Annotated in this window: 25 protein-coding genes; 1 reads left to right on the plus strand and 24 read right to left on the minus strand. The window is 60.4% G+C overall.

Annotated elements, in window-relative coordinates; translation table 11 throughout:
- Positions 1–16: 16 nt before the first annotated feature.
- From ACST81_RS14765 to ACST81_RS14820, 12 genes are all read right to left on the minus strand, one after another.
- Entirely contained in the window at positions 17–598 is a 582-nt protein-coding gene (locus ACST81_RS14765; RefSeq protein WP_438748812.1) for a GNAT family N-acetyltransferase, read from the minus strand.
- Positions 598–1,239 carry an SGNH/GDSL hydrolase family protein gene (locus ACST81_RS14770; RefSeq protein ID WP_438748814.1) on the minus strand — a complete coding sequence of 214 codons (642 nt, stop codon included), beginning with the start codon at positions 1,237–1,239 and terminating at the stop codon, positions 598–600. Before ACST81_RS14770 ends, ACST81_RS14765 begins: the two co-directional genes overlap by 1 nt.
- A gap of 58 nt (positions 1,240–1,297) precedes the next feature.
- Positions 1,298–1,540, minus strand: coding sequence for a hypothetical protein (locus tag ACST81_RS14775; RefSeq protein WP_438748815.1), 243 nt, complete (start codon positions 1,538–1,540; stop codon positions 1,298–1,300).
- 124 nt (positions 1,541–1,664) lie between these two features.
- Positions 1,665–3,011, minus strand: coding sequence for a pyruvate dehydrogenase complex dihydrolipoamide acetyltransferase (locus ACST81_RS14780; protein ID WP_438748816.1), 1,347 nt, complete (start codon positions 3,009–3,011; stop codon positions 1,665–1,667).
- 16 nt (positions 3,012–3,027) lie between these two features.
- Positions 3,028–4,410, minus strand: coding sequence for a pyruvate dehydrogenase complex E1 component subunit beta (locus ACST81_RS14785; RefSeq protein ID WP_438748818.1), 1,383 nt, complete (start codon positions 4,408–4,410; stop codon positions 3,028–3,030).
- Between the two features lie 21 nt (positions 4,411–4,431).
- The gene (gene pdhA, locus ACST81_RS14790; RefSeq protein WP_438748820.1) at positions 4,432–5,478 is read right to left on the minus strand and encodes a pyruvate dehydrogenase (acetyl-transferring) E1 component subunit alpha; all 1,047 of its coding nucleotides are present in this window, start codon (positions 5,476–5,478) and stop codon (positions 4,432–4,434) included.
- A 148-nt stretch (positions 5,479–5,626) separates the two neighbouring features.
- Positions 5,627–5,935: an FtsB family cell division protein gene (locus ACST81_RS14795; protein WP_438748821.1), complete on the minus strand. Its 309-nt coding sequence runs from the start codon at positions 5,933–5,935 to the stop codon at positions 5,627–5,629.
- Positions 5,936–6,192: 257 nt separating this feature from the next.
- Positions 6,193–7,467 (minus strand): phosphopyruvate hydratase, encoded by a 1,275-nt coding sequence (eno, locus tag ACST81_RS14800; RefSeq protein WP_438748822.1) that lies wholly within the window; start codon positions 7,465–7,467, stop codon positions 6,193–6,195.
- A 133-nt stretch (positions 7,468–7,600) separates the two neighbouring features.
- The gene (kdsA, locus tag ACST81_RS14805) at positions 7,601–8,443 is read right to left on the minus strand and encodes a 3-deoxy-8-phosphooctulonate synthase (protein WP_438748823.1); all 843 of its coding nucleotides are present in this window, start codon (positions 8,441–8,443) and stop codon (positions 7,601–7,603) included.
- A complete protein-coding gene (locus tag ACST81_RS14810; RefSeq protein WP_438748824.1) occupies positions 8,443–9,336 on the minus strand; it encodes a VOC family protein in 894 nt (297 codons plus the stop codon). Before ACST81_RS14810 ends, kdsA begins: the two co-directional genes overlap by 1 nt.
- Before the next feature lie 141 nt (positions 9,337–9,477).
- The gene (locus ACST81_RS14815; protein ID WP_438748825.1) at positions 9,478–10,218 is read right to left on the minus strand and encodes an SDR family oxidoreductase; all 741 of its coding nucleotides are present in this window, start codon (positions 10,216–10,218) and stop codon (positions 9,478–9,480) included.
- A gap of 51 nt (positions 10,219–10,269) precedes the next feature.
- Complete coding sequence (locus ACST81_RS14820) at positions 10,270–11,034, minus strand: SDR family oxidoreductase (protein ID WP_438748827.1); 765 nt, start codon at positions 11,032–11,034, stop codon at positions 10,270–10,272.
- A gap of 139 nt (positions 11,035–11,173) precedes the next feature.
- Here ACST81_RS14820 and ACST81_RS14825 point away from each other — a divergent pair, with 139 nt between their 5' ends.
- Entirely contained in the window at positions 11,174–12,085 is a 912-nt protein-coding gene (locus ACST81_RS14825; protein WP_438748829.1) for a LysR family transcriptional regulator, read from the plus strand.
- Positions 12,086–12,091: 6 nt separating this feature from the next.
- On the opposite strand, the gene ACST81_RS14830 is transcribed toward ACST81_RS14825, so the two are convergent.
- From ACST81_RS14830 to ACST81_RS14885, 12 genes are all read right to left on the minus strand, one after another.
- A complete protein-coding gene (locus tag ACST81_RS14830) occupies positions 12,092–12,664 on the minus strand; it encodes a transglycosylase SLT domain-containing protein (RefSeq protein ID WP_438748831.1) in 573 nt (190 codons plus the stop codon).
- An 89-nt stretch (positions 12,665–12,753) separates the two neighbouring features.
- The gene (locus ACST81_RS14835; protein WP_438748833.1) at positions 12,754–14,469 is read right to left on the minus strand and encodes a glycoside hydrolase family 32 protein; all 1,716 of its coding nucleotides are present in this window, start codon (positions 14,467–14,469) and stop codon (positions 12,754–12,756) included.
- 695 nt (positions 14,470–15,164) lie between these two features.
- Positions 15,165–15,668, minus strand: coding sequence for a hypothetical protein (locus ACST81_RS14840; RefSeq protein WP_438748834.1), 504 nt, complete (start codon positions 15,666–15,668; stop codon positions 15,165–15,167).
- On the minus strand, positions 15,655–17,049 hold the full coding sequence (locus ACST81_RS14845; RefSeq protein WP_438748836.1) for an HD domain-containing protein: 1,395 nt from the start codon (positions 17,047–17,049) through the stop codon (positions 15,655–15,657). The genes ACST81_RS14840 and ACST81_RS14845 overlap by 14 nt, the downstream gene beginning before the upstream one ends.
- A gap of 320 nt (positions 17,050–17,369) precedes the next feature.
- Positions 17,370–19,007, minus strand: coding sequence for a CTP synthase (locus ACST81_RS14850; protein ID WP_438753584.1), 1,638 nt, complete (start codon positions 19,005–19,007; stop codon positions 17,370–17,372).
- 144 nt (positions 19,008–19,151) lie between these two features.
- Positions 19,152–19,652, minus strand: a complete 501-nt coding sequence (secG, locus tag ACST81_RS14855) for a preprotein translocase subunit SecG (RefSeq protein WP_438748838.1) — start codon at positions 19,650–19,652, stop codon at positions 19,152–19,154.
- Positions 19,653–19,861: 209 nt separating this feature from the next.
- The gene (gene tpiA / locus ACST81_RS14860; protein ID WP_438748840.1) at positions 19,862–20,632 is read right to left on the minus strand and encodes a triose-phosphate isomerase; all 771 of its coding nucleotides are present in this window, start codon (positions 20,630–20,632) and stop codon (positions 19,862–19,864) included.
- A gap of 381 nt (positions 20,633–21,013) precedes the next feature.
- On the minus strand, positions 21,014–22,465 hold the full coding sequence (locus tag ACST81_RS14865; RefSeq protein WP_438748842.1) for an aspartate aminotransferase family protein: 1,452 nt from the start codon (positions 22,463–22,465) through the stop codon (positions 21,014–21,016).
- A gap of 17 nt (positions 22,466–22,482) precedes the next feature.
- Complete coding sequence (locus ACST81_RS14870; RefSeq protein ID WP_438748843.1) at positions 22,483–23,493, minus strand: NAD-dependent epimerase/dehydratase family protein; 1,011 nt, start codon at positions 23,491–23,493, stop codon at positions 22,483–22,485.
- Entirely contained in the window at positions 23,490–23,930 is a 441-nt protein-coding gene (locus tag ACST81_RS14875) for a transporter (RefSeq protein WP_062585451.1), read from the minus strand. Before ACST81_RS14875 ends, ACST81_RS14870 begins: the two co-directional genes overlap by 4 nt.
- Before the next feature lie 94 nt (positions 23,931–24,024).
- Entirely contained in the window at positions 24,025–25,347 is a 1,323-nt protein-coding gene (locus ACST81_RS14880; RefSeq protein ID WP_438748845.1) for an FAD-binding protein, read from the minus strand.
- Positions 25,344–26,786 (minus strand): UbiA family prenyltransferase, encoded by a 1,443-nt coding sequence (locus tag ACST81_RS14885; protein ID WP_438748847.1) that lies wholly within the window; start codon positions 26,784–26,786, stop codon positions 25,344–25,346. Before ACST81_RS14885 ends, ACST81_RS14880 begins: the two co-directional genes overlap by 4 nt.
- Positions 26,787–26,901 lie beyond the last annotated feature (115 nt).

The raw sequence follows: 26,901 nt of genomic DNA on the forward strand, positions 1-26,901 counted from the left end.
TTTCGCGCGACATGCTTTAGGCCATGTTGCGGGCCAGCAAGACCCATTCATGCCTTTTGCTATCCTCAAAGAGCGGCACGGCCGGCAGCCTTGCCTTCTCCGCAAATCCGCTGGCCACATAGAGCGCCAACGCCGTTTCATTGTGGCTCTCGGTGATCAGGCTGACCCGCCCGCCCCGCGCCTTCTTCACTTCATGCGCCAGCAGCGCCTGCCCGATGCCCTTGCGGCGATGGTGCCGGTAGACACCGAGACTGTCGATGAACCGGCTGCCGATCACCTCGACCTGCAGGTCCAGGAGCGGCTTGATCACCGGATGGGCCGGCACGATGTCGCGCACGCTTTCGTCCAGGTCATAGCCGATCGACACACCGGCAATCTCGCCATTCCATTCCGCAACCGTTGCATCCTTCCAGGCGCCCGGCTCATCGTCCATCCGCATGCGCGCCCGCCCCTGTTCGAGCGCCGTATCCGCCTCGCCGCGCATCACCGCCCCGTACCAGAGCCATGTCGCGAAGCCATGCGAGGCGAGATCGACCAGAATGGCCAGATCCGCCACATCCCGAGGCTCCGCTGGCCGCAGCGACAGGGCAGCCGTCATTACAGCCCGAGCATCATCCGGACCATCGGCTCGAGGCCGCGTCCGATCGCACGGGTATTTTCCGCATCCAGATGCACCCCATCGAGCGGCGTCGTCTTCGCCACCGAGCCGGCGTCAAAGAAGCCGCAGCCCTTTTCGTCTGCCAGATCCGCATAAAGCGAAGCCAACATGGAGGACTGCTCGACACCACCGGCAAACATAGCTGCAAATGCCGCGTTGGCCGTCTCGCAGATCGCCGGCGGCGCGACGATCAATATCTCCGGCTTTTCGTCGTCGTCGAATGACCAGGCATGATGGGCGATCAGTTCGATCAACCGCTCCATGCCCTGCGTCGCACCGAACGCCGTGCCGCACAGCACCGGCTTCATGTCGTTTGCCCCGAGCATGATGATGACCAGATCGAGCGGCCCATGGCTGTGCAGAACGGTCGGCAGAATGCGGGCGCCGTTGCGATCGCAATCGGCGGTGTGATCGTCATAAACGGTGGTGCGGCCGTTCAGCCCTTCGGCGATGACATGAACGTCGGCACCCAGCGCTGACTGAAGAACCGACGGCCAGCGATCCTCCAGCGCATGACGACCGAGCGTCTCGGCATCATATCCCCAGGTCAGACTGTCACCGTAGCAGAGGACTGTTTTCATATCCGCGCTCAAAATTCCCATGCCCTCCAGGGCGCCGCGACGTCTGCCACCGCCTGAACTACTTACCTTTGGTCAGCGCCTCGACCTTGCGCTCAAGGTCGAAAATTCGTTCCTCGAAATCGCCGGTCACGAATTTCGACATCATCGTATCCGCCGTCAGCGCCTGACGAATGGTCTTCTGGCCGCTTTCCAGCTTGTCGAGTTGTTGCTTAAGGCCCGCGACTTCCCCCCGCAATTCCTTGATCTCCCCACGCATTTCACGCAGCGGCGGGATGATCATGTTTTCCGGTTCCTTGGCCATTCAAACCTCCGTCGCACCCATGTGCCGATCTCCTTGAATATGGATATCAGCCGAGAAAAAGTCACGACCCGGATTCACGTGGAAGTGGAGACGGCCGCGACAGGCGCCGCGGCCGGAAATTGCGTCACACCAGCATGCCCATCGGGTTTTCGATGTAGCGCTTGAAGGCGCCGAGCAGTTCGGCACCGAGCGCGCCATCGACGGCGCGGTGGTCGGTCGAAAGCGTGACGGTCATGACGTTGGCGACGACCATCTGGCCCTTCTTGACGACGACGCGCTCCTCGCCTGCCCCGATCGCCAGGATCGTGGCATGCGGCGGGTTGACGACGGCGGCGAAATTCTTCACGCCCATCATGCCCATATTGGAGACGGCGGTGGTACCGCCCTGAAATTCCTCGGGCTTCAGCTTGCGGTCCTTGGCGCGCTTGCCGAGATCCTTCATCTCGTTGGATATGGCCGACAGGCTCTTGGTTTCGGCCGAGCGAATGATCGGGGTGATCAGGCCGCCGGGGATCGACACGGCAACACCGACATCGGCGTGCTTGTGCTTGACCATGTTCGAGTCCGTCCAGGACACGTTGGCGTCCGGAACGTCGCGCAGCGCCAGTGCCAGCGCCTTGATGACCATATCGTTGACCGAGAGCTTGTAGACTGGCTTGCCGTCCTTCTCCGGTGCGGAGGAATTGATCTGGGCACGCAGAGCCAGCAGCGCATCCAGTTCGCAATCCACGGAGACGTAGAAATGCGGAATGGTCTGCTTGGATTCCTGCAGGCGCTTGGCGATCGTCTTGCGCATGCCGTCATGCGGCACGAGCTCGTAGGAGCCTTCGGCAAAGTTCTTGAGGACGGCTTCGTCGGATGCGCCCTTGGCAGCAGCCGGAGCCGGTGCGGCGGCAGGAGCAGCAGCGGCAGCAGCCTTGGCGCCACCACCGGCGACGGCGGTTTCGACGTCCTTCTTGATGACACGGCCATGCGGACCGGTGCCGGAAACAGCGGAGATATCGATCCCTGCTTCCTTGGCCAGACGGCGGGCGAGCGGCGACGAGAAGGTGCGCGCGCCGGACGATGCCGGGGCTCCACCGCCACCAACAAAGACACCACCGCCGTTCGTGGATACGGGTGCCGGAGCAGCAGCCTCTGCCTTTGCAGGGGCAGCTTCAGCCTTTGCCGGTTCCGCCTTGGCAGCGGGCGCAGCCTCGCCACCGGCGGCAGCGGCCGAGACATCCTCGCCGTCGGCGGCGAGGATCGCGATCAGCGCATTGACCTTGACCGCTTCGGTTCCAGCCGGAACGACGATCTTGGCAATGGTGCCTTCATCGACGGCCTCCACTTCCATGGTCGCCTTGTCGGTTTCGATCTCGCAGAGAACGTCGCCGGACGAGACCTTGTCGCCTTCCTTGACCAGCCACTTGGCGAGGTTGCCCTCTTCCATCGTGGGCGAAAGGGCCGGCATGGTGATGTTGATAGGCATCTCTGTGAACCCTCCCTTATTTGTAGCAGACGGTCTTCACCGCCTGGACGACTTCGCCGACATTCGGCAAGGCCAGCTTTTCAAGGTTGGCGGCGTAGGGCATCGGAACGTCCTTGCCGGCGATCGTCAGGACCGGCGCATCGAGATAGTCGAAGGCCTGCTGCATGACGCGGGTGGCGATTTCGGTGCCGATCGAGTTCTGCGGATAGCCCTCTTCCACCGTCACCAGGCGGCCCGTCTTCTTGACGGATTCGATGACGGTCGGCAGGTCCATCGGACGGAGCGTACGCAGGTCGATCAGTTCGACGTCGATGCCTTCCTTTTCCAGTTCGGCGGCAGCCTTGACGGCATAGGTCATGCCGATGCCGAAGGAGACGATGGTGACGTCCTTGCCCTTGCGGTGGATGCGCGCCTTGCCGATCGGCAGGACGAAATCATCCATCTTCGGCACGTCGAACGACTGACCGTAGAGGATTTCGTTTTCGAGGAAGACGACCGGGTTCGGATCGCGGATTGCCGCCTTCAAGAGGCCCTTGGCGTCGGCTGCCGTATAGGGCATGACGACCTTGAGACCCGGGATCTGGCTGTACCAGGTGGCGTAATCCTGGCTGTGCTGGGCGCCGACGCGGGCGGCAGCGCCGTTCGGGCCACGAAACACGATCGGTGCGCCCATCTGGCCGCCGGACATGTAGAGCGTCTTGGCGGCGGAGTTGATGATCTGGTCGATCGCCTGCATGGCGAAATTGAACGTCATGAATTCGACGATCGGCTTCAGGCCGGCCATCGCCGCACCGACGCCGACGCCGGCAAAGCCGTGTTCGGTGATCGGCGTATCGATGACGCGGCGGGACCCGAATTCCTGCAGCAGGCCTTGGGTGATCTTGTAGGCGCCCTGGTATTCGGCGACTTCCTCACCCATGACGAAGACATCCGCGTCACGGCGCATTTCTTCGGCCATTGCGTCGCGAAGCGCTTCACGAACCGTGGTGGAAACCATTTCGGTTCCCGCCGGAATATCCGGATCGGACGGAATGTCGGCTTTCGGCTGGGCTGCGACGGGTGCTGCCGCTTCGGACTTCGCAGGCGCGGCTTCCGCCTTTGCGGGCTCGGCGACAGGGGCAGCCGCCTTCGGAGCAGCCACATCGCTGGCGCTCTCGCCGTCCTGCAACAGCACAGCGATCGCCGTGTTGACCTTGACGTTTTCGGTGCCGGCGGCGATCAGAATCTTGCCGATCACGCCTTCGTCGACGGCTTCCACTTCCATGGTCGCCTTGTCGGTTTCGATTTCGGCGATCACGTCGCCGGAAGTAACCTTGTCACCCTCGTTTTTCAGCCATTTGCTGAGCGTGCCTTCTTCCATCGTCGGCGACAGAGCGGGCATCAGAATTTCGATAGGCATGATGTTTTCCTCGTCCCGGTCTTAAAGCAGAATGTCGGTGTAGAGCTCGGATACATCCGGCTCCGGATCCGACTGGGCAAAATCGGCGCTGTCGGCAACGATATCGCGGACGTCCTTGTCGACGGCCTTGAGGTCGTCCTCGGTCGCCCAGCCCTTCTCGATAAGACGGGCCTTCACCTGCTCGATCGGGTCATATTCCGAGCGCATCTTCTGCACTTCGTCCTTGGAGCGGTACTTCGCCGGGTCGGACATCGAATGGCCGCGGTAGCGATAGGTCAGCATTTCGAGGATGATCGGGCCCTTGCCGGAACGGCAATGCTCGAGCGCCTCGTCAGCGGCGGCCTTCACCGCACGCACATCCATGCCATCGACCTGCATGCCGGGAATGCCGAAGCCGGAACCGCGCAGCGAATAATTCGACTGGGCGGTGGCGCGGGCCGTGGACGTGCCCATGGCGTAACGGTTGTTCTCGATGATGTAGACAATCGGCAACTTCCAGAGAGCGGCCATGTTGAAGCTCTCGTAAACCTGGCCCTGGTTGGCCGCGCCATCGCCGAAATAGGCGACGGAAACGCTGTCATTGCCGCGATAGGCATTGGCGAAGGCAAGACCGGTGCCGAGCGACACCTGCGCGCCGACGATGCCGTGACCGCCGTAGAAATGCTTTTCCTTGGAGAACATGTGCATCGAACCGCCCTTCCCGTGGGAATAGCCGTTACGACGGCCGGTCAGTTCGGCCATGACGCCGCGGGCTTCCATGCCGCAGGCCAGCATGTGACCGTGGTCACGATAGGCGGTGATGACCTGGTCGCCTTCCTTCTGGGCCATCTGCATGCCGACGACGACCGCTTCCTGGCCGATGTAAAGGTGACAGAAGCCGCCGATGAAGCCCATGCCATAGAGCTGGCCGGCCTTTTCTTCGAACCGGCGAATGAGGAGCATTTCACGATAGGCCTTCATATCCTGATCGCGATCGAACTCAGCGATATTGGAGCCGGTGAAGTCCTTCTTGGCGGGCTTTGCCGCTGTCTTGCGGCTGGAAACGGACGCGGATGTTCGCGGAGCCATTCAATCCTCCCTATGGTTGGCTTTTGCAGGTACCATAGGGAAAGAATGCGATCACAGCAATGCCATATTTGCATGGCTTATATTCACATCAAGTTATTGATATTGCTTTCTTATTTTAAATTAACCTGTTTCCGGTTAATGTGGCAACTCAGTGAAAAATCACGATTTCGTCGCTCCGCGACATATTCAGTCCGAAGCGGGCTTTTTCATCGAGCATGTCGCGTTCGAGCGAGCCGTCACTCAGGAGCGCGACTTCCTTTTCCAGCGTCTGGCGCTGCGTCGTCAACTCGCCCAGGCGCGCCTGGCGCTCGATCCGCTGGCGATCGAACTTTTCGGTTGCCTTGAGGCCATATTCGCCATGAATGGAATGATAGCCGAAATAGGAGAGGAAAGCGATCGTGATGAGCGGCATCACAAACCGCCCCAGCTTCCGTTTCTTATGGTGTTTGGTCCACATCGATCATGCCCTGATACGCAATACCTCAACACGCTACCAGCCATAGATTAACCGACCGTTGACCATAAACGCCGGCGATGAAAAACCCGCGACCATCGCTGATCACGGGTTTCAGATGTTGTCGTCATCCTTGGGCCTGTCCCAAGGATCTACCGAAGCGTCTGCATGTACGCAGGCGAGGGTCGCACCGCCTGCGCCGCAGAACCGTCAGCAGATGCTCGGCACAAGGCCGAGCATGACGGCGTCTGCAAATTCAATCAACCCTTGAGGATCGAACGGCCTGCATACTTGGCCTGCGGACCAAGCTGTTCCTCGATGCGGATCAGTTGGTTGTACTTGGCGGTACGGTCGGAGCGGGCGAGCGAGCCGGTCTTGATCTGTCCGCAGTTGGTGGCAACGGCGAGGTCGGCAATGGTCGAATCCTCGGTCTCGCCCGAGCGGTGCGACATGACGGCGGAATAGCGCGCCTTGTGCGCGGTCTCGACCGCGTCGAGCGTTTCGGACAGAGAGCCGATCTGGTTGACCTTGACGAGGATCGAGTTGGCGACGCCCATCTTGATGCCGTCGCGCAGACGCGACGAGTTGGTGACGAACAGGTCGTCGCCGACGAGCTGCGTCTTGCTACCGATCTTGTCGGTCAGGTACTTCCAGCCTTCCCAGTCGTCTTCCGCCATGCCGTCTTCGATCGAGAAGATCGGGTACTTGGCAGCGAGTTCGGCGAGGTAATCGGCCATGGCTTCCGGCTCGAGCGTGCGGCCCTCGCCTTCCAGAACGTATTTGCCGTTCTTGAAGAATTCGGTCGAGGCGCAGTCGAGAGCGATGTGCATGTCGTCGCCCGGACGATAACCTGCCTTCTCGATCGACTTCATGATGAAGTCGAGGGCGGCAGGGGCCGATGCGAGACCCGGCGCGAAGCCGCCTTCGTCACCAACGTTGGTATTGTGGCCGTCGGCTGCCAGCTGCTTCTTCAGCGTGTGGAACACTTCCGAGCCCATGCGCACGGCATCACGCAGCGTGTCGGCGCCAACCGGCACGATCATGAATTCCTGGAAGTCGATCGGGTTGTCGGCATGGGCGCCGCCATTGATGATGTTCATCATCGGAACCGGCAGCAGGCGGGCGTTCGGGCCGCCGACATAGCGATAGAGCGGCAGGCCGGAGGCTTCGGCTGCAGCCTTGGCGACGGCCAGCGAGACGCCGAGGATGGCGTTGGCGCCGAGGCGCGACTTGTTCGGCGTGCCATCAAGTTCGATCATCGTCGCGTCGATGTGCAGCTGGTCTTCGGCATCCATGCCGCCGATGGCTTCGAAGATTTCGCCGTTGACGGCTTCGACGGCCTTTTCGACACCCTTGCCGAGATAACGCTTGCCGCCATCGCGCAGTTCGACGGCTTCATGCGCGCCGGTGGAAGCGCCCGAGGGAACCGCTGCGCGGCCAAAGCTGCCGTCTTCGAGATGAACGTCGACTTCGACCGTCGGGTTGCCCCGGCTATCGAGAATTTCACGGCCGATGATGTCGATGATTGCAGTCATGGTCTCTTCCCTGCTTCAAACATGGTGGTGGAGGATGGTCCTGTCATAATTCATGGACCGGAAATTACAATGGCGGGCCCGGGCAATTGCCGCCCGCACCCACGCCTTCAAGAAAAATTCACAAACGCGGCACTCAGCGCTTTGCCACCGCATCGAAGGCGAGCAGCGTTTCCAGCAGGCGCGGCATGTCCTTCAGGTGAACCATGTTCGGGCCATCGGAGGGCGCGTTGTCGGGATCCTCGTGCGTCTCGATGAACACGCCGGCGACACCAATGGCCACGGCGGCGCGCGCCAGGGTTTCGACGAATTCACGCTGACCGCCGGTGGAACCGCCCTGCCCGCCCGGCTGCTGAACCGAATGGGTGGCATCGAAGACAACGGGCGCACCGAGACCCGCCATGATCGGCAGCGAGCGCATGTCGGAGACCAGCGTGTTATAACCGAAGGACGCGCCGCGTTCGCACAGAAGCACGTTCGGGTTGCCGCTCTCGGTGAACTTGGCAAGCACGCTCTTCATGTCCCAGGGAGCCAGAAACTGGCCCTTTTTGACGTTGATGACGCGGCCGGTCCTGGCAGCGGCGATCAAAAGGTCCGTCTGGCGGCAGAGGAAAGCCGGAATCTGGAGGATATCGACGGTTGGGGCAACGAGTGCACACTGTTCTTCCGTATGAATGTCGGTGATGACCGGAAAACCATACTCTTTCTTGAGATCGGCAAAGACCTCCATCGCCTTTTCAAGGCCGATCCCGCGCTTGCCGGAGAGCGACGTGCGGTTGGCCTTGTCGAACGACGACTTATACACGTAGCCGAGGCCCAGCGACTTGCAGAGCTCGACCATCGTGCCTGCGATCATGAAGGCGTGGTCGCGGCTTTCCATCTGGCAGGGGCCGGCGATCAGCGACAGCTTCTGCGTGTTGGAAAACACCACCTGGTTCGCGCCACTGCCGGCAACGACATTTGCATTGGTCTGCATCATTATTCTCCGAATACGAAAATGACGCCCTGCCCCGGTGCTTCCGGAACGATGAGGCGATTGTCTTTTCTGATGGTGGAAACCGCATTGGCGGCAAGAAGGCGTTCAGTCGCTGCGAGATCGACAACCCTGAAGACGACACCGCGTCCGACCAGGCCACGGGAATGATCGAGTGTCTTCCGATCGAAGAAGCCCGCCATCCCGGCCTGGTTCAGGACGGAGATCTTCACGCCATTGCGTGTCTCAATATCCATGCCGAATGAGTGCGCCGAGACCTGGCGCTCGTCGACGGCTTCCTGCAGCAGGTACTGGAAATCGGTCGGGTTCGGCTCGGACAGAACCACTTCCGCCATGCCGACAACACCATTGGCATGGGTTTCGAGCGTCGAGCGATCCGCCGGCAGCGACTTCAGGCGCTGACATGTGAAAAAGAAGAAATCCGGAGAGCGCAGATCGGCTGCGAAGGACAGCCGAAAGCTGCCGACGCCTTCGGAGCCGTCCGGCAGTTTCATCGACCGCGAGAATTCCAGCAGGTCGCCGCCGGAAATGCCATTTTCGCGAAACCGAGCATCATCCGCCGCAGCGTCATCGGTGCTCAGCACGATTGCCGAGAAACCGTCCTGGCCATTGCGAAAACGATAGGCCTGATCGCGGGCAACAAAGACGTTGCCATCGAGTGCCGCTGCCTCGCAATCCTCGCGCTGGGCAATGCCCAGCGGCTCGAGATAGGTCTTGTCGGCGAGGAAGACGCAGGCGTTTTCGGTTCCGAATGGATGAATCGCATCCGCGGCGACGGTGAAGCCGAGCCGCTCATAGCGGTGTCTGGCCGTCGCCAGATCGACAACCGGCAAGACGAGATGGTCGAGCAGACGCGGGTTGCGGGAGGCAGCGCTCATGAATTTCCCTGAAACTGGTCGTTGGCAGGTGCTTTGCCCTTTTTGACCGCCGATTTCAAGGAAATGTTGGATTCGCAACTTTGTGTTGATTGCAAACGTAAGGTCCGGCGCGAAAACACCGGACCTTGCGGGATCGACCGATCAGAGGTTGCTCATGCCACCGTCGATCACCAGTTCGCTGCCGACAGTATAGGCCGACTCATCCGAGCCGAGGAAAACCACAGCCTTGGCGATTTCGCTGGGGTGACCGAAACGACCGATCGGGATCTTTGCCGTCGCCATGGCGTCGGTATCGGCGGTCGACATGCCAAGCTTGCCATAGAGCGGCGTGGCGACCGGACCGGGGCTGACGGCGTTGACGCGAATGCCGCGGCCGATCAGTTCACCGGACAGCGTCTTGGCAAAGGACAGAAGCGCCGCTTTGGTCAAGGCGTAGATGCTGGTGTTCGGCATGCCGATATGGGCATTGATCGAGGTGTTCAAGACGATGGAAGCCGGATTGGCGAACAACGGCAGCAGCGCCTGAATCAGGAAGAACGGGCCTTTGACATTGATCGCCACCGAGCGGTCGAACGCATCTTCGTCCACCTGCTCGATCGGGCGGAAATCCGCGACACCGGCATTGACGAACAGGATGTCGAGATGACCGAACGCCTTGCCGACGGTTTCGGCGATGGCCTTCTGCCCGGCGATATCGCCGGCATCGGCCTGGATGAAGAGAGCTGCGTCTCCCAGTTCGGCGCGCGCTGCCTCGATGTTTTTCGGGTTGGTGCCGGTAACGGCGACCTTCGCGCCTTCGGCGATGAACTGGCGGGCGGTTTCAAGACCGATACCGCTGGTGCCGCCGGTGATCAGGGCTGTCTTGTTCTGCAGACGTGACATGATGAAACTCCTTGGAAATGACGTGTGAGACTTTGGGCTCGGTTCGAAAAATCAGGTGCGGGTAATCGTTGCGCCACCATCAACGAGCGAGGCAGTGCCGGTCACGAAAGCCGAATCGTCGGACGCGAGGTAAAGCACCGACCTGGCAAGCTCTTCCGGTGTCGCGACGCGCTTGAGGGCATGGAGATTGGTGATGAAGGACTGCGATTCAGGCGTGTCATTCATCTCGCGATACATGGCCGTGTCAACAGCGCCGGGCAGGATCGCGTTGACGCGAACACCCTGCGGACCGAACTCGGCAGCGAGCGCCTGCGTCAAGCCGATCAGCCCGGCCTTCGAGGCGGCGTAGGCGGCGACGCCCGGAAAGGCGAAGCTGTAGCCGACGAAGGTCGAGGTGAAGATGACCGAGCCCGCGCCATGCTTGACCATTTCGGCGATCTGGTGCTTGGCGCCCAGGAACGAACCGGTGAGGTTGATGGCGATGGCATCGTTCCAGCCCTGTTCGGAAACACCGGTCGACGGGCCGGCTTCGCCGAGCGTGCCGGCATTGTTGAAGGCGACGTCGAGCCGGTCATAGGTTTCGACGGCGAGCGCAACCAACGCCTTGGCGTACTCTTCCGAGCGGACGTCGCCGGCAAGAGCGACGGCTTCGCCGCCTTCGGCCTTGATTTCGGCGACGAGGTCATCAAGTTCATTCTGGCGGCGGGCGCCAACGACGAGCTTTGCGCCTTCGGCGGCGAACAATTTTGCGGTGGCGCGGCCGATGCCGGCGCTGGCACCAGTGACGATTGCAACTTTGCTGGACAGGCGTTCCATGATCTTTTCCTCTTTAGCAGAGCGGTTGAGGGGCCGTTCTGGCGCCTCTTCATGCCGTTTGCTTGAGGGGAATATGGCTTTCTTTTATCGTTCGGATTAGTCTGCAAATCATGGAACTCGTATCCGGAAAATCCGAACGATGATAAAACTCGACGGCATTACAAGTTTTGTCGCAATCGCCGAAAGCGGCTCCATCAGCGAGGCCGCGCGGCGACTGCGGCTGTCAAAATCCGTCGTTAGCGAGCGGCTGGCCGAACTGGAGCGCAGCCTGGGCGCCGGCCTGCTGCATCGGACGACACGCAAGCTCACTTTGACAGAGGACGGAACAGCATTTCTGGAGCGGGCGAGCCGCATCGTTCAGGAGATCGAGGAGGCAGCCGCCGACATGGCGGAGCGGCGCGGAACCATTTCCGGCCCCTTGCGGATCTCGGCGCCGGTGACTTTCGGGCGGATGCATCTGGGTCCGGCGCTCTACCCGTTTCTGGCCGATCATCCAAACCTGCAACTGACGCTCGATCTCGATGACCGGCGCGTCGATGCGGCCGCCGATGGCTACGATGCCGTGGTGCGCAACGGGCCGATCGCCGATTCGCGGCTGATGGCATGGCGCCTTGCCCCGAGCCGCCGCGTTCTCGTCGCGTCCCCCGCCTATCTGCGGGAGCACGGCCGGCCGGCTTCGATCGAGGATCTGGAGCAGCACAAGGGCATTTTCTACACCAATCGCGGCGTGGCCGACTGGCGCTTTCCGACATCGGCGGGGACTGTGCTGGTGCGCGGCCGGATGGGCTTTGGCGTCAACAATGGCGACATGCTGCGGGATGCGGCTGTTTCCGGCCTCGGCATCGCTTTGGTGCCGATGTTCGTGGTCGGCGAAGCGATTGCGTCCGGGCAGTTGGAAACGATCGATATCGGCGTGCAGCCCGAACTCGAATATATCCACATCGCCCATCCGGACGGACGCCGACCGTCGGTGAAACTGCGGGCCATGGCCGACCATCTGCGCAAGGCCTTCGGCACACCGCCCTATTGGGATCCGACCTTTCCGACTTAAACGACCTCAATCGCAGGAACGCAACTGCCGGGCGTAATTGTTGGCGATGTTGGCGGAGCGGCGGGCGGCACCCTGCAGCTTGGTGTTGCCGCGATAGGCGCCTTTGCGATAGCCGCCGTCGCCGAGATAATAGGCGAGATAGAGATTGTAGGCGTCGGTCTTGGCGATGCCGGCCTTACGGGCGCTCTGAGCGTGATACCAGGCGACGAAGTGGATGGCATCGGAGAATTTCGTGCGGCGCGCCATCAGGTGTCCGGTCGAGCGCTTGTATTCCGACCAGGTTCCGTTCAGCGCCTGCGAGAAGCCGTAGGCTGTCGATTGGCGTTTCCAGGGGATGAAGCCGAACAGTTTCGTGCGCGGCGGGCGGGCATTGGGGCGGAAACCGGATTCGGTATAGATCGTCGCCATCAGGATCGGCACGGGAATGCCATATTCGCGCGACGCGTGGTTTGCGGCGCGTTGCCAGTTGTTGAACCAGCCGTCGCGCTGCTCGAAAATCGCGCAGGCATTTTGGATCTGTCTCGGGGCAGTCGCGCAGCCGGTCAGCAGCAGAAGGGCGACGATAAACGCAATACGCATCGCTCAGGTCTCTCACTTTCAGAGAGATTACTAACCGGTAAACGTTAAAAAGACGTTTTGAGGCAAATTCGAACGACCTGACTCCCCTCCTACAGCTTCAGCGCATGGACGATGGCGGAGCGCACGCTGCCGGTCTCGGCCTCCAGCCGGGCAGCATGAACCGGCTCGAATCCCTCCAGGCGCTTTGTCCCGGACCAGCGGCCATTGTCGGCGAAAACCTCGATCGAGCCTGCATCGAGAAAGATACGCAGCGACGACGGCATGGCGCCACGGGCAAGATATCGAGGGGTGCTTTCGGCGTCCGGACGATCATAGAGGATCGACAGGCCGTCCCTGTCCAACAGCACGCCAAGCGTCGTGCCGGGATGATCGAAATGCAGGATGAACGGCGCGCCGGCCGCGCCAAGTTCCAGCACGATTTCCGCCGCGCCGGTACCGAGCGGCACGGTCTCTCCCTTCAGCAACGCTGTTTCATCGAGCAACCCGGACCGCAGGGTCTCGACGGCCGGAACCGGCGGCGTCAGGACCCTGTCGCCGTCCAGCAGCATCAGTCTCGGTAGGGTCATAGCTGTGGGAAAATCGATGGCGTGGGAGACATCGGCCCAATTGGCAAGCCAGCCAATTCCGACGGGCGTTTCGCCATCGACAAACGCCTGGAAGGCGTAGTTGTCGGTGCCGAAATCCAGTTCCTGCTCGAAATCCGCCAGGAATCGCACGCCGTCGAAATGGCCAACGGCAACCAGCGTCAGGTTCTTGCGGCCGGTATCGGCATGGGTGCTGTTGACCAGCCCGTAGCTCAGCGCCCAACGGGTTTTCGGATCATCGGCAGGCCCGTTGAGCGGCAGCAGGCACGGGCACTCGATCACCGCCGTACCGAACCGTTCTTCCAGCAGCAGGGTGCCGACAAAACGCCAGCCGCCGGCGGCCGTCGGATCGTCGGTTTCGTAAAGCAGAATGACCCCTCCCTGGCCGCTGAGGCTGCCGAGCACCATCTTCCATAGACCGTCCGGCCCCTTGACGACATAGGGATCACGGAAATCGAGCGTCAGGCCAAGACCGGACGGACGATTGGCGAGGATAACCTGCGCCTCGCTGGCGGTGATGATGTTGTGCGAGGTTGCGGTCAACTGGATCTGGATTTCCGGCTCGCGCTCGATCACCTGCTCGGTGAAGAAGACGCGAATCCCGCCGTCGTTGTCGATCGGGATGGCGGAGCCGGAAAAGGCTCCGCCGCGCCGGTCCGGACGTGCCATCAGGTCTTCGGACGGGAACAGGAAGATCGGCATGTGATGCCAGTGGATGTAATCCTCGGAGATCGCATGGCCCCAATGCATCGTGTTCCAGCGCAGGCCGTGGGAATAATGCTGGTAGAACAGATGCGGCCGGCCATGGAAGCGGCCAAAGCCGTTGGGATCGTTCATCCAGCCGAAGGGCGGGCGGAAATGATAGCCGTGCGGCACGGGCGCCGGCGCATTGGCGAGGCTGGTGTGCATGACGGTGATGCCGTGGTCGACCACTTCGGCGGCATTGAAGAAATAGGCGACGGAGACGGCGGTGGTCGCGGTATCGTAAACGCAGGCAAGATCGCCGCCGCTGGTCGCTATGAACGTACGGAAGACATATTCCTCGGCATTGCCGACCTCGACCTCGCCGATCTTGTCGCCACCGAGCAGGAACGCCATCCGCCCCGGCGCATCCGCACCCGTCGCCTTCAGCCAAACGTGAAGCGTCGCGCTCACCGGAACCTCGGCCCGCAAGGTTCTGAGCGCCTCTTGGCCGGCTATGGGCGGGTTGCTGTTCAACATGCTGTCATCCTTTCGGCGCGTCTCCGACCGTGTTCCCGTTTCGACCTAGGGCCGAGGGTCAGGATGTAAAGACAGAACGCCCAACCGCGGACAACAGAAAACGTCCCCGCGCGGTGTCCGCCGTGGTTTCGAACTTCTCAGGTCATTCGGACGGGGCACTGGAAATCGCCTCTAACGAATGAAATATGACTGACGCCTTCCAGCGCCCCGTTTGGCGTTCTCTCGGGAGCTTTCCTCCCTACAGACCCCGACTTTAGACCCTCTGCCTCGGAACGACCTCGCGACATGTTTTCCCGGTTCCGGCATTCAGCAACACGGTTCCGGCACATCACCCGTCCTGTCCCGACATGTGTGCCGCACAGGCACGCCCACCCCATAAGGACGGAGGGGGTCCATGTTCCGGGGGCTCTCCTTCCGTTCCGCCTGACGTTCGGGATCCCCCGAGGCTTTCCGTGGAGCGCCAGCCCTGCCTCGCCGCAAACGTCTTGCGGTGTATCCGGGACAGGACGGGATGATCATGACATGGGAATGGGGAGCGGGGATGGATGGGGATGAGTTTTTTGTGGATACATTATTCGGTTGCAAACGGGTGTTTGCAGCCAGATATGGGCTCGTCTTTGCATTTTATAGCTGCGGCAAGCCCAAGCATTTAAGGGGCAATATCTTCTTGAGCAATTTTACGTTGCACGTCATTGTTAGACGATAGCGGGAAGCTTATCGGGCACCACGGCGTAAAGCTTACGATAGAGTTCTTTTGCTTTGACAAGACGGTCTCCATCAGACTTCTCCGGCTTGCGTCTCGCTGTCTCCGCCCATGGATCCCTGAATTCTGACGACAGAAACAGTGCTGTTGCAGCGAGTTCCAACTCTACTGAATCTGCTTCAGCAGCGGCTTTCGCCAGCTTCAGACGCTCAGATGAACCGTTCGGTGCCTCAGGAGTGGTCAACGAAAAATCCGAATAGAAGCCACCCCATGAAGCAGGATAAACTTTTTCGGAAACATTTTTCAATGCGACCGCGTCTTCGGTCGCAGTTGCAAGTTCCTCGCTAAATGGACCGTAATGCTTGTACTTGAATTTAAAGCCTTCACCGAGCTGAGCCATCTCCAGGAAAAATGATACTTTCTGGAGCTTTGTACGTCCAACTATACGCCCGCCAGCATCTCTGATGATACTTTTGACCTTTTCATTGTCTCGCATTGCTGATCTCCCCATCAACTATGGCGCTGACGATTTTCTGCGTTTCCACGTCACTTCGCGTGTAATAAACTCTGAACAGCTTGAACGGTTTCACAGCCGCAACGACAGCCGAACGTTGTTTTAGATCTACGAGCTTCCCGCCATTGGTATAAATGTTGATCCGATCGAGTGGCCCTTGCGACTCCTCGACCACCTTGTAAGGCGACCGTTGCGCTTCATCGAGGTGAATAGGAGGCATATCCTTGTCTTGACTTCCCAACCAATCGGTCAGCTTTTCCTTGATCTTCGCGCAACAAGCGTCGACCTCTTCATCGGCCTTACCCGAGTCTTCAAATGCGTGCGCGACCTTCTCCCGAATATCCAAGCATTTCCCCAACTCTCTATATCGCAACGATTGAGCGAGGCTGGCGATCGCACCATCTGAAGCTTCACACATCAACGGCAAAGCTCCCCATACGGACGTGTCATCGAGACCGAGCGCGGACTCCACATCATCAGGTTTCCAGGCAAACCGGACTATGGGATGGTTGTTCGGCAACCCAGTTGTACTTAGGCTATCACTTTGAACAAGCATGATTGTCCGGTATAGCAACTCGCCGAAAATCTTCTCCGCGCCACGTGTTGCTTTGTGGAAGTAGACTGTCGGGTAGAGCTGAAAAAGTCCAAGAACGTAGGCTTCAGCGCCAAAAATTGCTTTCGGCCCCAAGACGAAGGTTTCTATCTCGCCGATTGAAGATTCATCAACGCCAAAAGGTACGCTGGCAATTTGCAAATTTGCAATCAACCACTTGAAATCGATTCCCCCGTGCTGCGTTCCCGTCATCAGACGATCACGGCGCATATAATCGAGACGATCGGCGTCAAACTGACTTGAAACCACTGCGCGGTAGACATTTTTCTTGCCACGACCACGAATGATATCGGCCACATCATTTGCAAAGCCACTACCCAGCTCATTTAAGACAGCGCCGGCCTCACTATCACGGATAAGTATATCGCTAACATGCTCATGATCGGCCATCTTCAGGCCGAGGCGCTTACCTACGCTTTCAAAGGCATGGCTGAATGGTCCATGGCCAAGGTCATGAACCAAGGCAGCAGCAAGCGCCTGTCGCATCTTAGAAACCTCTACCTTCGACACATGCTTGCCAATGACATCCATCAACATGCGCGCAGTGTGGAACACTCCGATACTATGGGCGAACCGGGAGTGTGTTGCTCCCGGATATACCAGATCAGTAAATCCAAGCTGCTTGACGCGCCGAAGTCTTTGAAAAGGCCGTGTTTGGATGACTTTCCAAAGAACACCCTCGAATTCGTCATGATCAGTGTCGAATTCAATGAGATCATGCAATGGATCGCGAACTCGATGCCCAACCATCAAATGTTCCTATTTTGTTCTCGCTTATATTTCAAGAGAAATCTTCACTGATTCTCTCTTAAGATGCATTAGGAACATATGTGATTTATCAAATTGCGAAATGGACTATCGTAGGTTTCGAGTTCCGCTCCTAACCGAGAGCGGATTAACCGGTCTAAATACCGACTGCGCTCGACGGCACCGTTAAAGATCAATCTTTGAGCGGAGTTACCCCAGTTACTTCAAGAGTTTTTCCTCCAATAAAAACCCCGCCTGCAACGGCCTGTTGCAAGCGGGGTTCGATTGTCAGCGGATCGGCTCTCCGATCAGGGGCGTGATGCTCAAACCAACCTACTCTGCTCCACCGCCGCTTCGATGAAACTCGCAAACAGCGGGTGCGGGTCGAGCGGGCGGGACTTCAGTTCCGGGTGGTACTGGACGCCGATGAACCAGGGGTGGTCCGGGTATTCGACGGTTTCCGGCAGGACGCCGTCCGGGGACATGCCGGAGAAATCCAGGCCGCAGGCTTCCAGCCGTTCCTTGTAGTCGACGTTGACTTCGTAGCGATGGCGGTGACGCTCGGAAATGTCGGTCGAGCCGTAGATCTCGGCGATCTTGGTGCCCTTTTTCAAGCTGGCCTTGTAGGCGCCGAGACGCATGGTGCCGCCGAGATCGCCGGATGCGGCGCGTTTCTCAAGGGCATTGCCCTTGACCCATTCGGTCATCAGGCCAACCACCGGCTCTTCGGTCTTGCCGAACTCGGTCGAGGATGCCTTTTCGATGCCGGCGAGATTGCGGGCAGCCTCGACAACGGCCATCTGCATGCCGAAGCAGATGCCGAAATACGGCACTTTTCGCTCTCGGGCGAAGCGGACGGCCTGGATCTTGCCCTCGGAGCCGCGTTCGCCAAAACCGCCGGGAACGAGGATGCCGTGGACCTTTTCAAGATAGGGCGACGGGTCTTCCTTTTCGAAGACCTCCGATTCGATCCACTCAAGCTTGACCTTGATCCGGTTGGCAATGCCGCCGTGGTAAAGCGCCTCGATCAGCGATTTATAGGCGTCCTTGAGGCCGGTATATTTTCCGACGATGGCGATGGTGACCTCGCCTTCCGGCGTCCGGATGCGGTTGGCGACTTCCATCCAGTTTTCGATACGGGGCTTCGGCGCCGGCTCGATGCCGAAGGCGGCCAGAACCTCGTTGTCGAGGCCTTCCTTGTGGTAGGCGATCGGCACGTCATAGATCGAGGCGACATCGAGCGCCTGGATGACGGCGGAGGGGCGGACGTTGCAGAACAGCGACAGCTTGCGGCGCTCGGCTTCCGGGATTTCGCGATCGGCGCGCACCAGCAGGATGTCGGGATGGATGCCGAGCGCCTGCAGTTCCTTGACGGAATGCTGGGTCGGCTTGGTCTTCAACTCGCCGGCAGCGGCAATATAGGGCATCAGGGTCAGGTGGAGATAGATCGCGGTGCCGCGCGGCAGATCGTTCTTCAACTGGCGGATCGCCTCCATGAACGGCATCGCCTCGATATCGCCGACCGTGCCGCCGATTTCGCAGATGACGAAATCGAACTCGTCATTGCCTTCGGTAACGAAGGTCTTGATCTCGTTGGTGACGTGCGGAATGACCTGGACGGTGGCGCCAAGATAATCGCCGCGGCGTTCCTTGTCGATGATGTTCTTGTAGATCCGGCCGGTGGTGATGTTGTCGGTCTTGGTGGCCGAGCGGCCGGTGAAGCGCTCGTAGTGGCCAAGATCGAGATCGGTCTCCGCGCCGTCGTCGGTGACGAACACCTCGCCGTGCTGAGTCGGGCTCATCGTGCCGGGATCGACGTTCAGATAGGGGTCAAGTTTACGAAGCCGCACCCGGTAACCCCGGGCCTGCAGCAATGCTCCGAGAGCAGCTGCGGCGATCCCTTTGCCAAGGGAAGAAACCACGCCGCCAGTGATGAATACATATCGCGCCATGGGCTTCACCGGATACCGTTTCAAAAATGATTCCGCCACCGAAAAATTCATCTTCCAGAATTTTTCCGTTCAAAAAATATGGCAGTCGGAATTCAAACAAAAGAAAACCGGCGGAAGACGGGCTTCCGCCGGCGATGTTATCTGCGTTTGACCTTACTGGCCGCTCGGAACGTCCGAACTGGAGGTCGCGGGCTTGGTCTCGGTCGTGGCCGGCGTCTGCGTGGCAGGCTGCTCGGTCGTCGTTGACGCAGGAGTCTGGGTCTGCGTGGCAGGCGTCTGTGTCGCAGGCGTCTGCGTGGTGGTGCCGGACTGTGTCGGTGTCTGGGCAGGCGTTTCGCCGGCCGGCGGCGTGGCAGCACCACCCAGGTCGTTCAGGACGCCGTTGCCGGTGTTGCTCGTGCCGGGAATGCGGTCGAGAACGTCGGTGGCGTTCGGCTGGTAGCGGGACAGGATGCCCATGCCGAGCGCCAGCACGAAGAACAGCGTGGCGAGGATTGCCGTCGTGCGGGTGAGCGCATTGGCGGTGCCGCGCGCGGACATGAAGCCCGAGCCGCCGCCGATGCCCAAGCCGCCGCCTTCGGAACGCTGGATGAGCACGACGCCGATCAGCGCCAGTACGACCATGAGATAGATGACAAGCAATACGGTCTGCATTTTGTCCAGTCCTGCCTTAGATGCCGCCCTGCCCGGCCTTCCTGTCACGGAAGGAGCCGAGCGTCATCGAAAAATCGTCCGGGCGGGAGACGCAGGCGCCATTGCAAGGCACGTTTCAGCGTCCGCTCCACGCGGCAAAGATTAAGTGTTGGCGGGTGCATATACCATGCCACCGCCCATTAAAAGCCCCTACCCGTCTCCGGATGAGGTTAAGCCGTCAATTCTTCATACGCCCGGTAGATGGCGAGGAAGTCGTCGGCTTTCAAGCTGGCGCCGCCGATCAGCGCGCCGTCGACATTGGCAACGCCCATCAATTCCCGAGCATTGCCCGGTTTGACCGAGCCGCCATAGAGAATGCGCATCTTGCCGCCTTCGGCCCCGAAGCGGGCGACGAGTTCGGCGCGCTGGAAAGCATGGGCTTCCTCGACATCGGTGGCCGTGGGCGTCAGGCCGGTGCCGATCGCCCAGACCGGTTCGTAGGCGATGACGGTGTTTTCGGCCGTGGCGCTATCGGGGATCGAGTCGGCCAGCTGTCGCTTCAGGATATCAAGCGTCTGGCCGGCCTTGCGCTCGTCGCCGGTCTCACCGATGCAGATGATGGCGATGAGGTCGGCGGCATAGGCAGCCTCGGCCTTTGCCCGGACCAGCGCATCGCTTTCCTCGTGATCGGTGCGGCGTTCGGAATGGCCGACGATCACGTGGGTGCCGAAGCAATCGGCGATCATCTCGGCCGAAACATCGCCGGTATGGGCCCCGGAGACCTTTTCATGGCAATCCTGCGCGCCGATCAAGAGCGGGCTGTCGTCGCAGAGCGCGGTCGCGACGTAGAGCAGCGTCGCCGGCGGGCAGATCAGTGTCTCGACCTTTTCCGAAAGGCTTCCCTTGACGCCTTCGGCCATCGCCTTGATCTGGTCGAGCGACGCCCGCAGACCGTTCATTTTCCAGTTTCCGGCGACAAGCGGCTTCACGTCGGGCGTCATGTTATCTCCTCAAGGGCGTTGTCCTTTTCCCGGCCAAGGCCCTAGCAAATCTCCCGGGCAAAGAAAAGCGGCGGCGCGCATTAGCGGCCGCCGCCAGACTGCTGACAGAGCCATCTTTCCGCGTTTGCGGACGTCATTGAGATCTACGGAGCCACCCTCCTCTCCGTCAATTCCTGTGCTCGTCACAGGAATCCAGACAGCCCAAGCCCTTGAGCTGAAAGAGTCTTTTGACCCGACGGACGTCGGGTCGCTGGATCCCCGCCACGAGGGCGAGGATGAGGGATGGGGGGTGCCACGTTGTCAACCAGTCGACTTGGTGGGTTGTAACAAGCCCAGGCGCGGCATCGATGCCGCGCGCTTCATAAAACATGCCGGTGACGATCAGCCGAACTGCGTGCCGACGAAATCCTTGACGATGCGGACGATGCCGCGGCCGAGCAGGTCGTCCAGAGCGTCGCAGAGGTGATCGACATGCTGGCGCTCGCAGATCAGCGGCGGCAGCAGGCGGATGACGTTGCGATTGTATTCGGTGAAGGCGACCAGTGTATCGTAGTCGCGAAGCAGCAGCGCGCCGATGAAGCCCGACAGCGAACCCTTCAGCTTGTCATCCAGCACCGCCACCACCGGCCGTAGGACGAGCGGCAGTGTCTGGCTGAAGTCCTGGAACTCAAGGCCGATCATCAGGCCCTGGCCGCGCACGTCCTTGATGATCTTCGGATACTTGTCCTTGAGCGCCATCAGGCGTTCCAGCAGGTATTCGCCCTGCACGGCGGAATTCTCGATCAGGTCTTCGTCGTAGAGGACGTTGAGCGTTTCGATCGCCGTGATGCAGGCCTCGCCGATGCCGCCGAAGGTGGCATGGGCGTGGATCATCGCCGTCTTCGGCGTGCCATAGGCCTTCATGTAGATCTCGCGCCGCGCGATCATCGCGGCCATGGCCGTCTTGCCACCACCGAGCGACTTGGCGACCGCCGTGATATCCGGCACGACATTGGCATATTCGAAGGCGAAGAAGCGGCCGGAGCGACCGACTCCGCACTGCACTTCGTCAGCCACCCAGATGACGCCATGCTTGTTGCAGAGCGCACGGACGTCCTGCCAGAATTCCGGCGGCGCGATGTTGATACCGCCGCCGCCCTGGATGGTTTCCAGCACGAGGACGCCGATGGTCGGATCGCTTTCGAAGGCGCGGCGGATCGCGTCGATATCGCCGAACGGCACCTTGACGTTGTTTTCGAGCAGCTTGAACTCGCCGCGATAGAGCGGGCCGTCGGTGATGGAGAGCACGCCGCGGGTCTTGCCGTGGAACGAATTCTCGGCATAGACGATGCGCGGGCGCTTCGGGCCGGCGACGCGCTCGGCGAGCTTGATCGCGGCTTCCATCGCTTCCGAGCCGGAGGAGCCGAGGAACACCATGTCGAGGTCGCCCGGCGCGATCTCGGCCAGGTTCTTGGCAAGCGCGGCCGCATATTGCGACATGAAGGCGATGGCGATCTCGTGGCGGTTTTCGTCCTGGAACTGTTTTCGCGCAGAAATCAGGCGCTGATGGTTGTGGCCGAGCGCCAGCGAGCCGAAGCCGCCGAAGAAGTCGAGAATCTTGCGACCGTTCTGGTCGATGTAATACATGCCCTCGGCGGTCTCGACCTTGATCTTGTTGAAGCCGAGCAGCTTCATGAAGTGAAGCTGGCCCGGATTCAGATGATCCTTGAACAGCGTCGTCATGTCGGCGACGCTCAGGTCCTTGGCCTGTTCGACCGTCAGGAGGTTGGGCTTCTTGATGCCGCCATCAAGGGCGGGCGCGTCGACGGCGACGCGTTGCGGCTTATCGAGCATTGTCGTTGTCCCCTGGTTCATTCGGCCGGTACGGCGGATGTGTGTGAAAAGACCTTGCCGGCCTTCTTGGCGCGATATTCGTCGTAAGCCGCGATCAGCATGGCGCCGTCATTGTACTGCGCCTTCCAGCCCAGTTCGCTTTTCAGCTTGCCGGTCTCGCGGATGCACATTTCGTCGGCGATCAGATACTGTTCCGGATCCATGATCGGCAGGTTGACGAAATCGAAGGCGGCCAGCGTTGCCTTGACCGCAAAGGCGGGCGTCGGCAGCAGGAACGATTTCGAGCCGGCATGGACGATCAGGTCGCCGAGCAGCTTTTTCACCGACGGCGGATTGTCGGAGCCGAGATTGTATTCCGCGTTCGGCACGCCCCCCTTCCAGGCGAGACGCGCGGCTTCGGCGCAATCGAACACCGAGATGAACTGGTACGGGTTCTTGCCCGAACCGATCATCGGCACCGGCAGGTTGGCGTCGATCAGCTTGAACAGCTTTTCCAGAATGCCGAGACGCCCAGGACCGATAATGAGGCGCGGGCGAAAAATCGAGATATTCATGCCCTGCTTGCGCCATTCGGCGGCAAGCTGCTCGGTCGCCCATTTCGACTTGCCATATTCGCCCAAGGGCTTGGCCGGATGCGCCTCGGTCTGCGGCGACATGACGGTGTGGCCGTAGATCATGTCGGTGGTGAACTGCACCAGCCGGTTGGCGCCGGACTTGGCCGTCGCCTTCATGATGTTTTCGGCGCCGTAATAATTGACCGGCCAGAAGAACTGCCAGCGCTTGGAGCGCACCTGCAGCGGCGACAGCATCTTGGCGGCCATGTTGTAGACCATGTCGTCCGGGCCGATCTCGACCTGCATGACATCGTCCGGATTCGTCACGTCGCAATGAACGAAACGGGCTCGGGCATAGTGCGGCAGGTCGGACTTGGCGATATCGGCAACCAGCACCTCCTCGCCATCCTGGACAAGACGTTCCGCCAGGTGACGGCCGACGAAACCGTCACCGCCGAAAATGATATGTTTCATGATGCACTCCCGATTTTAGCTGTTTTTGCACCGGCGGCCTCCAGCGACGCTTCGTCGCCATGGGAAGACATGCCGGACTGGGCAATCAGAATGGTTCCCACGCAGATGAAGCCGATGCCGGCGATGCGCCAGGCGTTCAGGTCCTCGTGGAAAACGAAATAGGCGAAGATGGCCACCGCGACATAGGCAAGGCTGAGAAATGGATAGGCAAACGAAAGCTCGACCTTGGACAGGACGAAGAGATGCGACGCCATGGAGATGACGAAGGTCACCAGTCCGGCGAAGACCCAGGGGTTGAAGACCACCTGGAAGATGCGTGCAATGAAAGTATCAGCCGTGAAGCTCAACGGACCGAGCGACAGCATGCCTTGTTTGAGCATCAGTTGTGCGGCCGCGTTGGTGAGCACGGTGAAGAGAATGAAGACGATATATTTCATGTCGATGATCCCTGTTCCCACCCCGATCACTACACGCAAGAGCCGTACAATCCGTGAAATTCCCGCGTTTATTTAATTCAAACTTTAGCTGTTCTCATTTTGGCAGAGCCAAAGCCGTCCTGTTCCAGAAGTTGGACACCATGGCGGGATCGCGCAGTGCTTCGAGTTTCCGCCACTGAGGATAAGAAGAATCAAAGGTTTGCGGGCTCATGCGCGCATCCTTGTAGGGATTGATGGCGCCGCCGGCCTCGATCACCATCGCATCGAGCCTGTCCAAGAGCTTAAGGGTTCGTTCACCCTGATTGGCGAAATCCAAGGTCAGGGTGAAACCGGGCCGGGGGAAGGACAAAAGCCCCGCCGGCGGCTGCGCGCCAAACTTCTTCAAGACCGTCAGGAATGACGCATGTCCCGCCTTGCGTGCTGTATCCAGCAAGTTTGCGGTCAGTTCCGGCGCCATGTCGGCCGGATAGACGCTCTGGTGCTGGTAGAGCCCCTTCGGCCCATAGAGCCGGTTCCAGTGGCCGATCGCGTCGAGCGGATGGAAATAGCCCGGCCACTTCACCGTCTTCACGGTCTCGCCGCGCTTTTCCTTGCGGAAGTATAGCTCGTTGAAGGCTTTCAGCGTGACGATGTTCAAAAGGTTGAACGGTGGCGAGACCGGCACGGAAAGCTTCATGCCGCGCGGCATGTCCGGAAATTCGCAGGATGCATCGGCATGGTCGCCGGCCAGCAAGACGCCCCTGCCCGCGCGCCTGCCGGTCGCCAGCTGGTCGATCCAGGCGACGGAATATTCGTGCTCGCCATCCACCCGCTCGACCATGGCGAAATAGTCTTCGAGCCGGTCGAAGCGGATCGCGTGCTGCTGGATATGGGCCGACGGTACCTTCATCAATTGCAGGTCGACGGAGAGGATGAGCCCGGTCAGCCCCATGCCGCCGATCGTGGCCTGGAACAGGTCCGGGTTTTCCGTGGCCGAGCAGGTGAGGAGTTCGCCGGTGGAGCGCAGCAGCGTGAATGCGCGCACATGCCGGCCGAACGTACCTCGGGCATGGTGGTTCTTGCCGTGCACATCATTGGCGACGGCACCCGCGATGGTGACGGCGGCGGTGCCGGGTGTCACCGGCAGGAAGAAACGGTGCGGAATGCATTTTTCGAGGATGGCATGCAGTGTGACGCCGGCGTCACAGGAGATGATGCCCGTGCCCGGATCGAAACCGAGGATGCGGGTGCGCATCCGGCTTTCGATCAGCCGACCCTCGTCGTTGTGGCAGCTGTCGCCATAGGAGCGGCCATTGCCGAACGGCAGGAAGCCGCCGGCAGCGGCGGCTTCGCGCAGATTGTCATAGGCATCGGGAGACACGGATTGTCGAGGACGGCGATCGATCCGGCCCCAACTGTCGAACTGTTCGCCGCTCATGGGGATCCCAGTGCACCGACCAGCACGAGCGATGCCCCGACCGCCATCGTCAACAGGCTGCGCCAGTCTCGCATGATGAAGACGACCGGATCCTCGTGCAGCATGCGACGGCGGGCCAGCATCCAGATCCGCAGCAGCATGTAGAGCACGAGCGGGCAGAGCGGCCACAGCGCCCAGGGCATCGTGTACATCTCCATCATCTCCTTGCTGTGGATATAGAGCGCCAGAACCAGCGCGGCAGCAAAGGCCGAAGACACGCCCGCCTGCCCGACCATCTCGAAATCGACGGCCATGTAGCCGCGTCCCGGCACCTGATGGCCGTCGCGGCCATCATATTCGTCGAGCTCGACATAGCGCTTGACCAGCGCTAGACTGAGGAAAAAGAAGATCGAGAAGGACAGGAGCCAGAAGGACAGTTCCGTGTCGGTCGCGGCCGAGCCGGCGACGATGCGGACGGTGTAAAGGCCAGCCAGCGTGAAGACGTCGACGAGCAGCTTGCGCTTGAGCACGAACGTATAGGCGGTCGTCGCGACAGCATAGAAGCCGAGCACGAGAGCGAAATCGACCGGCAGGGCAGAGGTCAGCGACAGCGATGCGACGAGCAGGCAGAGCGCGATCGTCAGACCCATCGGCACCGACATCTGGCCGCTGGCGAGCGGTCGGTTGCGCTTGGTCGGATGGCGACGGTCGTTGGTGAGATCCGACAGGTCGTTGATGACGTAGACGGCGGAGGCGAGAAAGCTGAAGGCGAAGAAGGCGAGAATGACGTTGACCATCGCATCCATCTGCAGGATGTCGTGGTTCAGCACCATCGGCACGCCGATCAGGACGTTTTTCGCCCACTGGTGAACGCGGATCGATTTGAGCGCGGCCAGCCGGCTGACTTTGCCGATATCAAGGCGTTCGGCATCATGGCTGCGGCGCCATTTTTCGGCGGCGGCATCCGGGGCGACGACGATCGCCTTGCGGGCGGCATCGAACACCGGCACGTCGTCACGGCTGTTACCCATATAGTCGAATCCCCCCTCCCCGAAGGTTTCGATGAGCTTGTCGCGCTTGCGGTGACTGGTGAGGTTGTATTCGGGCGAACTGTGCAGGACGGACGAAAACACGCCGGTATGGACGGCAATGTCGAGCGCGACGCTTTCGGCGGCACCGGTGACGAGGATAACCTGACGGCCGCTTTCCCGCTCCCGGTCCAAGCGCTTGAGCACGGCCTCACGGTACGGCCAGTCAGCCGCCTGGCGGCCCGAGCGGGCGGCAACTTCATGCTTCAACCTGGCTTTGCCCTGTGCCGCCCAGACGAGCATGGCAAACAGCATCAGCGGATTGCGCAGGAGAATAATCGCCACGCCCTCCCAGAGCGTGTCGGCTGCTATCAGCGTGCCGTCGAGATCAACGCACAGCGGAATATGCCGTGTTTCTGTTCGAGCGTCCATGAATCCCATCCCGATAATAAGTGTCGGGACGATCCCATGATGTGCTTTCGAAAAAGCAAACGATGCAGGTCACGTCATTGCAAAACTGCGGCGGTGGTTAACAATTCGCGGAGAC

Source organism: Pararhizobium sp. O133 (assembly GCF_051669845.1).
Classification (GTDB): Bacteria; Pseudomonadota; Alphaproteobacteria; order Rhizobiales; family Rhizobiaceae; genus Pararhizobium.

Bases quoted from the DNA above. Each gene is read 5' to 3' on its own strand.
- ACST81_RS14765 (WP_438748812.1), bottom strand. From the start codon at position 598: ATGACGGCTGCCCTGTCGCTGCGGCCAGCGGAGCCTCGGGATGTGGCG.
- ACST81_RS14770 (WP_438748814.1), bottom strand. From the start codon at position 1,239: ATGAAAACAGTCCTCTGCTACGGTGACAGTCTGACCTGGGGATATGAT.
- ACST81_RS14775 (WP_438748815.1), bottom strand. From the start codon at position 1,540: ATGGCCAAGGAACCGGAAAACATGATCATCCCGCCGCTGCGTGAAATG.
- ACST81_RS14780 (WP_438748816.1), bottom strand. From the start codon at position 3,011: ATGCCTATCAACATCACCATGCCGGCCCTTTCGCCCACGATGGAAGAG.
- ACST81_RS14785 (WP_438748818.1), bottom strand. From the start codon at position 4,410: ATGCCTATCGAAATTCTGATGCCCGCTCTGTCGCCGACGATGGAAGAA.
- pdhA (WP_438748820.1), bottom strand. From the start codon at position 5,478: ATGGCTCCGCGAACATCCGCGTCCGTTTCCAGCCGCAAGACAGCGGCA.
- ACST81_RS14795 (WP_438748821.1), bottom strand. From the start codon at position 5,935: ATGTGGACCAAACACCATAAGAAACGGAAGCTGGGGCGGTTTGTGATG.
- eno (WP_438748822.1), bottom strand. From the start codon at position 7,467: ATGACTGCAATCATCGACATCATCGGCCGTGAAATTCTCGATAGCCGG.
- kdsA (WP_438748823.1), bottom strand. From the start codon at position 8,443: ATGATGCAGACCAATGCAAATGTCGTTGCCGGCAGTGGCGCGAACCAG.
- ACST81_RS14810 (WP_438748824.1), bottom strand. From the start codon at position 9,336: ATGAGCGCTGCCTCCCGCAACCCGCGTCTGCTCGACCATCTCGTCTTG.
- ACST81_RS14815 (WP_438748825.1), bottom strand. From the start codon at position 10,218: ATGTCACGTCTGCAGAACAAGACAGCCCTGATCACCGGCGGCACCAGC.
- ACST81_RS14820 (WP_438748827.1), bottom strand. From the start codon at position 11,034: ATGGAACGCCTGTCCAGCAAAGTTGCAATCGTCACTGGTGCCAGCGCC.
- ACST81_RS14825 (WP_438748829.1), top strand. From the start codon at position 11,174: ATGATAAAACTCGACGGCATTACAAGTTTTGTCGCAATCGCCGAAAGC.
- ACST81_RS14830 (WP_438748831.1), bottom strand. From the start codon at position 12,664: ATGCGTATTGCGTTTATCGTCGCCCTTCTGCTGCTGACCGGCTGCGCG.
- ACST81_RS14835 (WP_438748833.1), bottom strand. From the start codon at position 14,469: ATGTTGAACAGCAACCCGCCCATAGCCGGCCAAGAGGCGCTCAGAACC.
- ACST81_RS14840 (WP_438748834.1), bottom strand. From the start codon at position 15,668: ATGCGAGACAATGAAAAGGTCAAAAGTATCATCAGAGATGCTGGCGGG.
- ACST81_RS14845 (WP_438748836.1), bottom strand. From the start codon at position 17,049: ATGGTTGGGCATCGAGTTCGCGATCCATTGCATGATCTCATTGAATTC.
- secG (WP_438748838.1), bottom strand. From the start codon at position 19,652: ATGCAGACCGTATTGCTTGTCATCTATCTCATGGTCGTACTGGCGCTG.
- tpiA (WP_438748840.1), bottom strand. From the start codon at position 20,632: ATGACGCCCGACGTGAAGCCGCTTGTCGCCGGAAACTGGAAAATGAAC.
- ACST81_RS14865 (WP_438748842.1), bottom strand. From the start codon at position 22,465: ATGCTCGATAAGCCGCAACGCGTCGCCGTCGACGCGCCCGCCCTTGAT.
- ACST81_RS14870 (WP_438748843.1), bottom strand. From the start codon at position 23,493: ATGAAACATATCATTTTCGGCGGTGACGGTTTCGTCGGCCGTCACCTG.
- ACST81_RS14875 (WP_062585451.1), bottom strand. From the start codon at position 23,930: ATGAAATATATCGTCTTCATTCTCTTCACCGTGCTCACCAACGCGGCC.
- ACST81_RS14880 (WP_438748845.1), bottom strand. From the start codon at position 25,347: ATGAGCGGCGAACAGTTCGACAGTTGGGGCCGGATCGATCGCCGTCCT.
- ACST81_RS14885 (WP_438748847.1), bottom strand. From the start codon at position 26,786: ATGGACGCTCGAACAGAAACACGGCATATTCCGCTGTGCGTTGATCTC.